The following is an 11,937-nucleotide window of genomic DNA, read 5'->3' on the forward strand; positions in this document are numbered from 1 at the left end:
GGCTAGGCGGCCATCTGCAGCTTTGGAGAGATCGGCAGCCGCATGTGGCAGCAGACCCCGTCCGGGCTGAAGGCGAGCTGAACCTGGCCGTCGAACTCCCGGGCCAGACCTCTTTCGATGAAGCGCGAACCGAAGCCTCGGCGGCTCGGTACGACGACCGGGGGCCCGCCTATCTCGCGCCAGTCGATCTCCACGGCGACGGGATCGCTGGAGCTGTCGATGCTCCAGGTCACCTGGACCTGGCCGGTGAGGGTCGAGAACGCGCCGTACTTCGCCGCGTTGGTCGCCAGTTCGTGGAAGGCCATGGTGAGGGTGACAGCGGCGTTGGGACCCAGACGCACGTCGGGGCCGGAGCGGACCACGCGGTCCAGCTGACCCTGGGCCACATAGGGTTCGAGCGTCTGGTCGATGACGCTGGTCAGGGACGCGCCGTCCCAGGCGACCTCCGTCAGCAGGTCGTGCGCGCGGGCCAGGGCGCCGATCCGCGCCAGGAAGGCGTCTTCGAAGCTGCCCACGGTCTTGGCGGTCCGGCTGGTCTGCATGGCGATCGACTGCACCGTCGCCAGGGTGTTCTTCACCCGATGGTTCAGCTCGTCGAGCAGGGCGCGTTGCCGCTCCTCGGCCTGCTTGCGCTCGGTGATGTCGAGCGACACGCCGGCCATCCGCACAGGCGCGCCGCGATCGTCATAGACCGCCCGACCCCGGATCTGGACCCAGCGCATCTCGTCGTCCTGGATGAGCGTCCGGCACTCGGTCTCCAGGTCCGAGCCGAGCGCGATGGCGCGGTCCACGGCGCGCTGCAGCCGGTCGCGGTCGTCGGGGTGGACGCGGTCGAAAAGCTGCTCGTAGCGGTCCAGGGTGTCGTCGCGGCCGAGACCGAAATTTGCGAGGAAGACCTCCGAGGCGGCGAGGCGACGGGTCTCCAGGTCCAGCTCCCAGCTGCCCAGCCGGCCGGCCTGCAAGGCGAATTCCAGCTGCTGCTCGGACTGGCGAAGCGCCGTGCGGCCGCGCTCGGTGGCGAGGCTGAGCTGGGCCGCCGCCTCCATCTCCTGGCTGAGCCGCAGCGCTTCCTCGGTCTTGCCGCGCTCCTCCATCTCGGCCTGCAGCGCCCAGTGCGCGTCGGCCAGGGATGCGTTCGAGACGCCTAGGACGGTCACCACGAGCGAGGCCATGACAATCAGCATGGCGATGCCGCCGTAGCGCGCCGCGCGCCGGGCGAACGGCTCGCTGATGGTCCGCAGATAGACCGAGCCGAGTTGGGTCGCGCCCTGGGCCACCACGCGCGTCACCACCAGCCGGTCGCCCTCGAACGACGGCGGGCCCACCCGGTTGGTGGCGGGCAGCGCAGACCCCGCCCGGGAATATCCGGCGACGAGACGGCCCTGCAGATCGTAGACGCCGACGGCCTCCACGTCGCGATTGGCGCCCAGCGCCGCCACATGTTCGCCGGCGGCGGCGCGATCGTCGAAGGCCAGGGCCGCGGCCACGCTGCCCGACAGGATCTCGGCCTGGACGGTGACGGCGCGGAGCTTCTGCCCGCCGGCGAGGTGCTCGTTGTAGACAGCCATGGACAGGCCGGCGAGGACCAGGCTGATCGCAAGGGCGATCACGATGCCCGGGCCGGGCTTCCACTGCTTCCAGGCTCTTGAGCTTGGGGACAGGGTCATCCTCATCCTCCCGGCCTGGCGGAGACGGCGAGGCTGAGCAGCTTCGAACTGATCGTCACGCCGTTGGCGGCGGCCGCGGCGGGGTCGATGTCGAAGCGTACCCGGCCGTTCCGGACCATGAACTGGATGACCGCCCCCGGGACGGCCTGGTTCTGATCGGCCACTGTCAGGACGGGCGCGCCCTTGGCGTTGCGAAGCGCCTCCGCCGTGGATCGGCCGCCTGCATCCCCCAGATAGAGGATGTGGCACCCGCCGCCGCCTTCGCCGCCCCGGAGCCGGCGGACCGCCATCGGGCGCCCGTCGAGCTGCTGGCCGCTCACCGCCTGGTTCAACACCGCGCCGAACGGATCGTTGCCCAGGACGCAGAGGTAGAAGGGGCTCGACGGTGACGGAAAGGCCGAGGCCGGCCAGCGGACGAAGGGCGCGAACTTATAGAGATAGGTCGCCTTGACGGCGGCCTCGGTGGCGTTGGTCTGGGTCCGTCCCGGGGTTCCGGAGGCGATGGCGCCGATCAGCGCCAGCAAGACCGCCCGCCGAGCGCGGTGGAGACTTCGTGGGGCCACCTTAGAACCCCCACCGCAGGTCGATGAACAGGCTGCGGCCGGACTCGACGCCGACGGCGCCGATCTGGACGTTGGCGCTGCTCGCGCCGAATTCCGGGTGATGATCGTTGAGGAGATTGGCCCCGGTGATGGAGATCTCGAGCGATCTCGAGACCGCCCAGGCGATCCGTGCGCCCAGTTCGGCGTAGGACCGCGACGCCGGGTTGGGCAAGGCGCCGATCTTGCGCAGGTCGAGGTCCAGGCTGACCCCACGGCCGAGGTCCATCATCGAGCGTATCGACGCCTGGTAGGTCGGATCGTTCCCGGCGATCTGCGTACCGACGATTTTGCTGGCGCCGGGTTCGTAGCGGAGGCTCTTGCGCAGCCAGTTCGCGCCGCCCGAGAGCCGCCACCAGTCGGTGACCTGATAGGCGCCCCAGACCTCGACGCCATAGGTCTCGCCCTCCATCCGGTTGGCGAACACGATCGGCAGCCTGCCGCCCGTAAGCTCGAAACTGCGCAGGTCGTCGTACACGTTGTAGAAGGTGGAGACCGAGACGGAGCTCCGGGCCGAGGGTTGGGCGCGAAGGCCGAGCTCGTAGGCGATCACGGTCTCGGGCTGGAAATCGCGTCCCGTCAGCCGAACCGTCGAGGTGCTCGACAGGCCCGTGAGCTCGACGAAGTCGCGGTCGAGCCGCGAGGGGGCCCGCACGGCCCTGGAGACCGCGGCCCAGACGAGCGAGGTGTCGGTCGGTTTCCACGACAGGCGCGCGGTGGGCAGGGCCTCCAGGCCGCTATAGGGGTCGTCCTCGAGCTTCAGTCCCAGCGTCAGCTTGAGCGCCGGGTTCAGGGTGACGGTGTCCTGGACGAACAGGTTGGTCAGGGCATGCCGGCGGCCGACGGGAGCGAAGAACTGGGTGCGCGGCGGCGTGGGCGTGATGGGGAAGTGGTCCTTGGTGACACGATAGCCGCCACCCCAGACGACCTGGTGGGCCTGCCCCCACGAAAAACTGTGCTGCACATCCAGGTCGTAGGTGCTCAGGCGGTTGTGGAACCGGCCGGGTACGGCGCGTTCCAGGTGGTCGTAATAGGCCTGGGCCTGCAGGGTTCCGCCGCCGCGCGTCGGATGGGTCCAGCGGGCGATCAGGTTGTGGCCGGAGATTTCCTGATGGGCCGAGGCGGCCTGTTCCGTCCCGCGATAGGCGTCGCCTTGCAGGGTGATGAGCTTGTCCGAGCCCGACCAGTCCAGCCGGAAGCCGGCCTGGCGTCTGCGCCAGCCGTCGCGGGCGTCGGCGCCCGAGGCGGTCTCGCCATGGGCGAAGTCGACGCCGTCGGCGTAGACGCGGTAGGTCAGGGCTTCGCCGAGCGGGCCGCCGTACCGCAGGCTGGCGCGCTGCTCGAGATCGCCCGCGCCGACCTCCAGCACCCCGCCCTGTGTCTCGGTCGATCGGCGGGTGACGATGTTGATCACGCCATTGACCGCGTTGGCGCCCCACAGGGTCGCGCCGGGGCCGCTGATCACCTCCACCCGCTCGATGTCGTCGGGCAGGACGTGCTGGGCGTTCCAGAACACGCCGTGGGAGAAGGGGGTGTAGACGCTGCGCCCGTCGATCAGGACCAGCAGCTTATCGGCGGCGCTGCCATTGAAGCCGCGCGCCGAAATGGCGTGGCTGCTGGCGGTGATCTGCGCCACGTGCAGATTTGGCGCCAGGCGCAGGATGTCGGGGATGTTCGTGGCGCCGGAGCGAATGACCTCGTCATGGGTGATGACGTAGATGGCGGCGGGCGCGTCGCTCAGCGGCTGGGTGGTCTTCGACACCGACGAGACGTCGATATTGGCCAGTTCCTCGATCGAAAGGTTCGCCAGTTCAGCCAGGGCGTTCGACGCCAAGGGCTCCTGCGCGATGGCGAAGGCCTGGACCGGAAGAAGGAAGCCCAGCGTCGCCGAGAGCGCGGCGAGTCTCGTGCGGTCCCTTGGTCTGCCTGCACCCTGGCGAAGTCGCCCCATCCACCCTGTCCATACTTAACAGATTTTCAGCACAAATTCTCGCGTAACCTTCCGATGTCTGTCTGAGTCTTACAGGCAATGGCAAGCGTGGCCATTGTTTCTGTATTGATAGATTATCCCCCGTCGGCAAGCAGCAACGCGGGGCATCAAATCTCGCCCTTGCGAGCGGGCGGCGATTCGCGACCGCGCAACACACGTGAAAGTATACGTCCTCAGAAGTCTCGCGCACAAGGGGAGGCCGGCGGCGGCGCTTGGCCGATCAGGAACAAGGCCGTTGAGGCGGCGCCCGCGGACCCCTACCTTCACCCCATGACGCAGCCGACAGAAAGACCCGGTCTCGAAGGCGTGATCGCCGCGGCCAAGGCCCAGGCCCCGGGGCGCGGCCTGCCGCCGGTGCATCTATGGAATCCCGCCCATTGCGGCGAGATCGACATCGTCATCAAGAAGGACGGCCTGTGGTTCCACGAGGGCACGCCGATCGGGCGCGAAGCCTTGGTCCGGCTGTTCTCCACGGTCCTGCGCAAGGACCCCGACGGTTTCCACCTGGTGACGCCGGTGGAGAAGATGAAGATCACCGTCGAGGACGCGCCGTTCATCGCCACCCGCGTCGATCGTGAAGGCGAGGCGCTGAAGTTCCTCACCAATGTCGGCGACGAGATCGAGGCCGGGCCGGAGAACGAGATCCGCGTCGAGATGTGCGCGGCCACCGGCGAGCCCAGGCCCTATCTGCACGTCCGGCGGGGGCTGGAGGCGCTGATCGCCCGGCCGGTGTTCTACGAATTGGTGGAGATGGCGCAGGAACGCGAGACCTCCGAGGGGCCGCGCCTGGGGGTCGCCTCGAACGGGGCCTGGTTCCCCGTGGGCCCGGCGGGGGCGCACCGGCTGTGAGCCCCCATTCCGCGCCCGGCGAACTGCGCGCCTGGATCGAGCGTCACCTGGACCCGCTGGAGGAACGCGAGGCGTCCCAGGCCAGCTCCGACTTCGACCTCACGCCCAACGCCTTTCCCAACGAGCCGGTCGAACTGGTGCCCGCCGCCGTCCTGGTGGGCCTGATCCAGCGCGACCACGGCTTCTCGGTGCTGCTGACGCGGCGCTCGGACACCATGCGCCGCCACACGGGCCAGGTGGCCCTGCCGGGCGGCCGCTGCGATCCGGGCGAGAGCGTCTGGCAAACGGCCCTGCGCGAGGCCCACGAGGAGGTGGGGCTACATCCCGACTTCGTCTCCCTGGCGGGGCTGTCGTCGCCCTACCGGACGGGCACGGGCTATCTGGTGACGCCGGTGGTCGGCTTCGTGCGCGAGGGCTTCAGCCTGACCGCCAATCCCGACGAGGTGGCCGACATCTTCGAGACCCCGTTCGGCTTCCTGATGGATCCGGTGAACTACGAGGAGCACGAGCGCGAGGCGCCCGACGGTCAGAAACGCAGGTTCTACGCCATGACCCACGAGGACCAGTACATCTGGGGCGCCACGGCGGGGATGCTGCGCGCGCTCTACGACCGGCTCTACGGCGCGGCCGTTGCTTAGCGTGATCATCTGGCGGCTGCTGCTGGTGGCGACACCCTTCGTCGGCTGGTTCCTGTGGCGCGAGGCGGCCCGCCGCACCGGCCGGGAGATGGGATCGACGCCCTGGACCTGGCTGATGGCCGTCTCGGGCGTGCTGCTGGGGGTTTCGCTGATGGCCACGGCGTTGTTCCATGGCGACAACCGCGGCCAGGTCTATGTGCCCGCCGAGGTCACCGAGGGCGGCCATATTTCGCCCGGACATTTCGAGAAGAAAGCGCCCGCCAAGTGACGCAGAGCATTGGACTGAGGCCCTGGATGGCGACGGCGGCGCCGGTGCTGGACGCGCTGGAGGCCAAGGGCGGCGCCGGCTGCGCGCGGTTCGTGGGCGGGTGCGTACGCAATGCGATCCTCAACACGCCGGTCGGCGACCTGGACATCGCCACCACCCTGACCCCCGGCGAGGTGACCTCGGCGCTGGAGGCCGCCGGGATCAAGGCCGTGCCGACCGGGATCGAGCACGGCACCATCACCGCGGTGAAGGACGGCCAGCCGTTCGAAGTCACCACCCTGCGCCGCGACGTGGCCACCGACGGCCGCCGCGCGGTGGTGGCCTTCACCACCGACTGGGCGGAAGACGCACGCCGCCGCGACTTCACCCTGAACGCCATCTATGCCGACCGCGCCGGCGCGCTCACCGATCCCACGGGGCAGGGGGTGGCCGACGCCAAGGCCGGACGCATCGTCTTCGTCGGCGACCCGGCGACGCGCATCGCCGAGGACCACCTGCGTATCCTGCGGTTCTTCCGGTTCCTGGCCTGGTACGGCAAGGGCGAGCCCGACGCCGCGGGCCTTGCCGCTGTGGCCGCGGCCAAGGACACCGTGACCAGCCTGGCGGCCGAGCGAGTCTCCAAGGAGCTGTTGAAGCTGGTGGCGGCCGAGGAGCCGCGGCCGGCCATGGCCCTGATGGCCAAGACCGGCGTGCTGAGCGTCCTGCTACCTTCGGCGGTCGACCTCACCGCCTTCGACGGCCTGGTGGAGATCGAGAGCGACCAACTCTTCATCAACGATCCCGTCCTGCGCCTGGCCACCCTGCTGCCCGACAACGAGATTGGCGTGGCTCAGGCGGCCGAGGCCCTGCGGCTCTCCAACGAGGTCAAGGACCGGCTGGTGGCGGCCATGGGCAAGACCCCGCGCATCACCTCCTGGATGAGCCCCCGCGAGAGCCGCCGCATGGTCTACCAGATCGGCGTGCAGGCCTTCTCGGACCGGATCAAGCTCATGTGGTCGCGGGTGACCAAGTCGGCCGCCACCCACCAGTGGCGCGGCCTGCTGGCGCTGGCCGAGAGCTGGACCCCGCCGCCGTTCCCCCTGACCGGCGAGGACGTGCTCAAGTCCGGCGTGCCCAAGGGCCCGATGGTGGGGAAGGTGCTGCGCGAGGTGGAGGACTGGTGGATCGACCACGACTTCATCGACGACAAGTTCTCGGCCATCGAGAAGCTGAAGGCCGTGGCGCAGGGGATGGCCTATTGAGGCTGGGCATCCTCGAGACCGGCGCGCCGCCGGACGGGGTGCGCCAGCGGTTCGGCGACTATCCGTCGATGTTCCGCAGGCTGTTTGGCGAGGACGCCCACGACTACGCGACCTTCGACGTGGCCGCAGGTGAGCTGCCGCGGGCCACGGACGCCTGCCAGGCCTATGTGGTCACCGGCTCCTCGGCCGGCGTCTATGAGCCTCTGCCCTGGATCGACCCGCTGATGGACTTCCTGCGCGCCGCCAAGGGCAAGGTCCCGCTCGTGGGCGTCTGTTTCGGCCACCAGGTCATGGCCCAGGCCTTCGGCGGCAAGGTCATCGCCTCCCCCAAGGGATGGGGCGTGGGCCTGCACCGCTACAGCATCGGCGAGGCCCGGGCCTGGATGGACGCCGCCGAGCCCATCGCGGCGCCGGCCTCGCACCAGGACCAGGTGGTGGAGCTGCCGCCAGGGGCCACCGTGCTCGCCGGCAACGACTTCTGCCCGCTGGGCATGCTGGACTATGGCCAGGACCGCGCCATCTCGATCCAGCTCCACCCCGAATTCGAACCGGCCTACGCCAAGGCCCTGATCGAGCACCGCCGGGGCAGCCGCTATACCGACGTCGAGGCCGACCGCGCGGTGATGAGCTACGAACAACCCGACGACCGCCGTCGGGTCGGCGGCTGGCTTCAGCGGTTCCTGGAGACGGCCTGATCCCTCAGCCGAGGTCGAGCATCATCCAGACGGTGTCGCGGCCTTCGTCGAACCGGCTGAAGCCGTAGACGTCGTAGAAGCGCAGGGCGCGGTGGTTGGCGGCGTCGCAGCCCAGGTGGACCTGGCGGGCTCCAGCCTCGCGCAGCGCCTCCGTCAGGGTGGCGACCAGGGCCTGGCCCATGCCCTGGCCCTGCAGCCGGGGCAGCAGGTTGATGTGCAGATGAGCGGGCGCGGCCTCGACCACGGCCTGCGGGACCGAGAAGGGATGGTGCATCTGGTAGGCGCGCCATTGGTCGCGCGTCCAGGCGCGGTTGGGCGGTCCCGGCGGCTCGGGATGGAGGGTCCGCAGCCTGGGCCACCACTCGGCCTCCTGCCGCGCCTCGAAGGCCCGCGTGTCGGGGGTCCCGAGCACATAGGCGGCCACGCCCTGGTCGTCCTCCGCCACGAAGGCCAGGTCCGGCTGGAGCACGCCGTAGGGCGCGGCGTAGATCTCGCCGAGGATCCGAGGGTCGGCATAGAGGCGGGTGGCGTCCTGGCCGCTGTCGCCGGTCTTCAGGCAGATGTCGTAAAGCGCCTGCAGGTCACCCGCCCGGAACCGCCGGATCGCCGCCATCTCAGCCGCGCGCCCGCTGCAGCTCGCGAAGAGGCAGGAAGTCGATCAGCACGATCCCCAGTTCCGCCGCCCGCGCCTTGAAGGCGGGATCCAGCAGGCACTCCCGGTCATCGACGCGGATCTGCGGGGCGTTCGGGTCATAGGCGCGCAGTTCCGGTCCGTCCTCGACCGGGTGCAGATAGACCTCGGTCACGCCGGGCGGCAGGTCCTCGAGGATCGCCTCGAAAGTGGGCTTGGCAGGCTTGGCCCAGGTGGTCACCAGCTTGTCGGGGAAGACCAGGCCCAGCTCGTCCGCCTGGGCGCGGGACGACAAACCTAGCCGCTGTTCGACGCTTGCCCCGATCATCCGCACCGGCAGGTCGTAGGCCGCCGCCAGTTCGAGGAACAGGGCCCCGTAGCCCGGCTCCAACTGCATCGTGCCCATGTGGGCGTCCAGGTGGGTGACGTCGACGCCCCAGGCATAGGCCTGGTCGATCTGCGCCCGGCATTCGGCGCGAACGGCGTCCAGGTCGGCCTTTTCCCAGACCGCCTGCGCGGTGGTCGGCATATAGCCTTCCGCGTCGTGCAGGCAGGCCGCCCCGGTGAGCGAGCGCCAGCGATAGCCCGGATATTCGCAGGTGAGCGTCAGGTGCACGCCGATCCCGCCGGCCTCGCCGCGGCGCACGCCGTCCAGCGCCCACGGGCAGGGGACCATCAGGGTGGCGCTGGTGGCCAGACCCCCGGCAAGCGCCTGCTCCGTCGCCCGGTTGGCCGAGGCGCTGGAGCCAAGGTCGTCGCAATTGACGATCAGCAACCTGGCGTCGGGTTCATAGCCCAGGCGTTCGACGAGGCTCGCGGTCACGGCGGTCCTTTCTAGAGCCAGCTCACCATCGGGGGCATCGAGCTGAGGATGGTCTCGATGTTTCCCCCGGCCTTCAGGCCGAACATCGTGCCGCGGTCGTAGAGCAGGTTGAATTCCACGTAGCGGCCGCGGCGGACGAGCTGCTCCTGCCGGTCGGCGTCGGTCCAGGGCTCGCTCATGCGGTGGCGGACGATCTTGGGATAGGCGTCGAGGAAGGCCTCGCCCACCGCGCGGGTGAAGGCGAAGTCCCGTTCGAAGTCGCCGCTGTTGTGCCGGTCGTAGAAGATCCCGCCGACGCCGCGCGTCTCCTTGCGGTGGGGCAGGTAGAAGTACTCGTCGCACCAGGCCTTGTATTTCGCATGCCACTCGGGATCGAAGGCGTCGCAGGCGCCCTTCAAGGCCGCATGGAACAGGACCGCGTCGTCGGCCTCCTGGCTGCGCTGCTCCTCGATCATGGGCGTCAGGTCCGCCCCGCCGCCGAACCAGCTCTCGGCCGTCGACAGGAAGCGGGTGTTCATGTGGACGGTCGGCGTCCGGGGCGAGCGCGGATGGACGATCAGGCTGATGCTGGCCGAGACATAGGTCGGGTCCTTGTCCGCGCCCGGCATGGTGGCCGCCATCTCGGGCGAGAAGCGCGCCAGGGCCGCGGAGGTGTGGACGCCGGCCTTCTCGAACAGCCGGCCCTTCAGGTGTCCGCCTATGCCGCCGCCGACGCCGGTCTCACGGGTCCAGGGGCGCATGTCGAAGCGGCCGGGCTCGCCAGGATAGAGGCCGTCGGGCGCCTCGTCCTCCAGTTGCTCCAGCGTCGCGCAGATCCGCGCCTGCAGGGCTTCGAACCATTCCTTGGCGCGGCCGCGCCGGACATCGATCTCGGGGGGCAGGGTCGTCATGGGGCCTAGGGCTTAGGGAATAGGCCGGTCTGGCGCAACGCCTCCGAGAGGCCAATCGCCGCAGACACCGTCACATTGAGCGATCGGCGGCCGGGGGTGAGGGGAATGATCACGCGCGCGTCGGCGGCCTCATGCACCTCATCCGGCACGCCCAGGCTTTCGCGGCCGAACAATAGGATATCGCCGGTCTCGAAACTGAAGTCGTGCAAGGGCGTCGCGCCCTTGGTGGTGAACAGAACCACCCGGCCCTGGGCCTGGGCGGCGAAATCGGCCCATCCGGCATGGCGGGTCACGTCGGCCGGATCGCCGTAATCCATGGCCGCGCGGGCGATTGCGCGGTCCGACAGGGGGAAGCCGCAGGGCTCGATCACGTGCACGGGCACGCCCATGCAGGCCCCGAGGCGAAGAGCCGCGCCAAGGTTTTGCGGAATGTCCGGTTGAAAAAGCGCCAGCAGCATTCTAAGCGATCCAGCCACGGGATTTGCCGGGGCAAGGGGCGAATCACGGAAGGCGGGTTGCGACCTCGGTCGACGAGCATTCCGGTGGTCCGGCCTTGCAACAGCGTTGAAAGTTCCGATGGCCCCTTACCAGAAGGTCTGGGCAGGGTCGAAGGCGGGATCGACTGGGATTTTTCCAGGAAGGTCCGAAGGGCCGCGCTTCGCGGCCCCTGATCGAAGGGTAGCTTTAAGGTGGCCGACACCGTCGTGGGCGCAAATCCCGATACTCATGCCGCGGGTGAAGACCCGAACCGGCGCGATTTCATTCACATCGCCGCGGCCGTCGCCGCCGGCGGGGCCGTCGCGGGCCTGGCCTGGCCGTTCATCGACCAGATGAACCCGTCCGGCGACACCCTGGCCATGGCGTCCATCGAGTTCGACCTGACCAAGGTCGCCGAGGGCCAGCAGGTCACGCTGAAGTGGCGCGGCAAGCCGTTGTTCGTCCGCAGCCGGACCGGGGCGGAAATCGCCGCGGCGGTGAAGGACGACAAGGCCGAGCTGCGCGATCCGCAGACGGACGAGGAGCGGCACAAGCCCGGCAAGGCCCAGTGGCTGGTGCTGGTCGGGACCTGCACCCACCTCGGCTGTGTGCCGACCTTCGGCGGCGGCGACTACGGCGGGTGGTTCTGCCCCTGCCACGGCTCGCACTACGACACGTCCGGCCGGATCCGTAAGGGCCCCGCGCCGAAGAACCTGGAAGTGCCGGAATACGCGTTCCTTTCCGACACCAAGGTCAAGGTGGGCTGAGACCGATGAGCGGACATTCGAACTACGAACCGAAGACCGGCATCGAGCGTTGGCTCGACACCCGGCTGCCGATCGTGCGCCTGGCGTACGACAGCATCATCGACTTCCCGACCCCGAAGAACCTGAACTACTGGTGGACCTTCGGCGGCGTCCTGGCGGTCTGCCTGGGCATCCAGCTGGTGACCGGGATCATCCTGGCCATGCACTATGTGCCCCACGTGGATCACGCCTTCGCCTCGGTCGAGCACATCATGCGCGACGTCAACTACGGCTGGCTGCTGCGCTACATGCACGCCAACGGCGCCTCGATGTTCTTCCTGGCGGTCTACATCCACATGATCCGCAACCTCTACTACGGCTCCTACAAGGCGCCGCGCGAGGTGCTGTGGATCCTGGGCTGCG

At 69.1% G+C, this 11,937-nt stretch carries 14 protein-coding genes; 7 read left to right on the forward strand and 7 right to left on the reverse strand.

Annotation, left to right across the window (positions count from 1 at the left end; all coding sequences use genetic code 11):
* Positions 1 to 2: 2 nt before the first annotated feature.
* The 3 genes from Q8Q77_RS05015 to Q8Q77_RS05025 are packed head-to-tail and all read right to left on the reverse strand — an operon-like array spanning position 3 to position 4,217.
* Positions 3 to 1,667, reverse strand: a complete 1,665-nt coding sequence (locus Q8Q77_RS05015; protein WP_305581788.1) for a sensor histidine kinase — start codon at positions 1,665 to 1,667, stop codon at positions 3 to 5.
* Between the two features lie 2 nt (positions 1,668 to 1,669).
* A complete protein-coding gene (locus Q8Q77_RS05020; protein WP_305581790.1) occupies positions 1,670 to 2,191 on the reverse strand; it encodes a YfiR family protein in 522 nt (173 codons plus the stop codon).
* A 40-nt stretch (positions 2,192 to 2,231) separates the two neighbouring features.
* Positions 2,232 to 4,217: a TonB-dependent siderophore receptor gene (locus Q8Q77_RS05025; RefSeq protein WP_305581792.1), complete on the reverse strand. Its 1,986-nt coding sequence runs from the start codon at positions 4,215 to 4,217 to the stop codon at positions 2,232 to 2,234.
* A 309-nt stretch (positions 4,218 to 4,526) separates the two neighbouring features.
* Between Q8Q77_RS05025 and Q8Q77_RS05030 the strand changes: the two genes are divergently transcribed.
* Genes Q8Q77_RS05030 through Q8Q77_RS05050 form a run of 5 tightly spaced genes read left to right on the forward strand, consistent with a single transcriptional unit; the run spans position 4,527 to position 7,947 of the window.
* On the forward strand, positions 4,527 to 5,105 hold the full coding sequence (locus Q8Q77_RS05030) for a DUF1285 domain-containing protein (protein WP_305581794.1): 579 nt from the start codon (positions 4,527 to 4,529) through the stop codon (positions 5,103 to 5,105).
* On the forward strand, positions 5,102 to 5,743 hold the full coding sequence (locus tag Q8Q77_RS05035) for a CoA pyrophosphatase (protein ID WP_305581796.1): 642 nt from the start codon (positions 5,102 to 5,104) through the stop codon (positions 5,741 to 5,743). Before Q8Q77_RS05030 ends, Q8Q77_RS05035 begins: the two co-directional genes overlap by 4 nt.
* Positions 5,736 to 6,011 (forward strand): hypothetical protein, encoded by a 276-nt coding sequence (locus tag Q8Q77_RS05040; RefSeq protein WP_305581798.1) that lies wholly within the window; start codon positions 5,736 to 5,738, stop codon positions 6,009 to 6,011. Before Q8Q77_RS05035 ends, Q8Q77_RS05040 begins: the two co-directional genes overlap by 8 nt.
* Before the next feature lie 26 nt (positions 6,012 to 6,037).
* Positions 6,038 to 7,252 (forward strand): CCA tRNA nucleotidyltransferase, encoded by a 1,215-nt coding sequence (locus Q8Q77_RS05045; protein ID WP_305581800.1) that lies wholly within the window; start codon positions 6,038 to 6,040, stop codon positions 7,250 to 7,252.
* A complete protein-coding gene (locus Q8Q77_RS05050) occupies positions 7,249 to 7,947 on the forward strand; it encodes a type 1 glutamine amidotransferase (RefSeq protein WP_305581802.1) in 699 nt (232 codons plus the stop codon). The genes Q8Q77_RS05045 and Q8Q77_RS05050 overlap by 4 nt, the downstream gene beginning before the upstream one ends.
* A 4-nt stretch (positions 7,948 to 7,951) precedes the next feature.
* Here the strand turns inward: Q8Q77_RS05050 and Q8Q77_RS05055 are convergent, their stop codons facing one another.
* The 4 genes from Q8Q77_RS05055 to Q8Q77_RS05070 are packed head-to-tail and all read right to left on the reverse strand — an operon-like array spanning position 7,952 to position 10,749.
* On the reverse strand, positions 7,952 to 8,560 hold the full coding sequence (locus Q8Q77_RS05055) for a GNAT family N-acetyltransferase (RefSeq protein WP_305581804.1): 609 nt from the start codon (positions 8,558 to 8,560) through the stop codon (positions 7,952 to 7,954).
* 1 nt (position 8,561) lies between these two features.
* Positions 8,562 to 9,401: a polysaccharide deacetylase family protein gene (locus Q8Q77_RS05060; RefSeq protein WP_305581806.1), complete on the reverse strand. Its 840-nt coding sequence runs from the start codon at positions 9,399 to 9,401 to the stop codon at positions 8,562 to 8,564.
* Between the two features lie 11 nt (positions 9,402 to 9,412).
* On the reverse strand, positions 9,413 to 10,291 hold the full coding sequence (gene hemF, locus Q8Q77_RS05065; protein WP_305581808.1) for an oxygen-dependent coproporphyrinogen oxidase: 879 nt from the start codon (positions 10,289 to 10,291) through the stop codon (positions 9,413 to 9,415).
* Between the two features lie 5 nt (positions 10,292 to 10,296).
* Complete coding sequence (locus Q8Q77_RS05070) at positions 10,297 to 10,749, reverse strand: tRNA (cytidine(34)-2'-O)-methyltransferase (protein ID WP_305581810.1); 453 nt, start codon at positions 10,747 to 10,749, stop codon at positions 10,297 to 10,299.
* A gap of 231 nt (positions 10,750 to 10,980) precedes the next feature.
* Here Q8Q77_RS05070 and petA point away from each other — a divergent pair, with 231 nt between their 5' ends.
* Positions 10,981 to 11,535 (forward strand): ubiquinol-cytochrome c reductase iron-sulfur subunit, encoded by a 555-nt coding sequence (gene petA / locus Q8Q77_RS05075; RefSeq protein WP_305581812.1) that lies wholly within the window; start codon positions 10,981 to 10,983, stop codon positions 11,533 to 11,535.
* Positions 11,536 to 11,540: 5 nt separating this feature from the next.
* A partial coding sequence (locus tag Q8Q77_RS05080; protein WP_305581814.1) for a cytochrome b N-terminal domain-containing protein occupies positions 11,541 to 11,937 on the forward strand: 397 nt, incomplete at its 3' end.

Source organism: Phenylobacterium sp., from assembly GCF_030698145.1.
Taxonomy (GTDB): Bacteria; Pseudomonadota; Alphaproteobacteria; order Caulobacterales; family Caulobacteraceae; genus Phenylobacterium.

What these genes read in the sequence shown, in the direction of transcription:
- Q8Q77_RS05045 (WP_305581800.1), top strand. Translation starts at nt 6,038, where the DNA reads ATGGCGACGGCGGCGCCGGTGCTGGACGCGCTGGAGGCCAAGGGCGGC.
- Q8Q77_RS05015 (WP_305581788.1), bottom strand. Translation starts at nt 1,667, where the DNA reads ATGACCCTGTCCCCAAGCTCAAGAGCCTGGAAGCAGTGGAAGCCCGGC.
- hemF (WP_305581808.1), bottom strand. Translation starts at nt 10,291, where the DNA reads ATGACGACCCTGCCCCCCGAGATCGATGTCCGGCGCGGCCGCGCCAAG.
- Q8Q77_RS05055 (WP_305581804.1), bottom strand. Translation starts at nt 8,560, where the DNA reads ATGGCGGCGATCCGGCGGTTCCGGGCGGGTGACCTGCAGGCGCTTTAC.
- Q8Q77_RS05030 (WP_305581794.1), top strand. Translation starts at nt 4,527, where the DNA reads ATGACGCAGCCGACAGAAAGACCCGGTCTCGAAGGCGTGATCGCCGCG.
- Q8Q77_RS05025 (WP_305581792.1), bottom strand. Translation starts at nt 4,217, where the DNA reads ATGGGGCGACTTCGCCAGGGTGCAGGCAGACCAAGGGACCGCACGAGA.
- Q8Q77_RS05070 (WP_305581810.1), bottom strand. Translation starts at nt 10,749, where the DNA reads ATGCTGCTGGCGCTTTTTCAACCGGACATTCCGCAAAACCTTGGCGCG.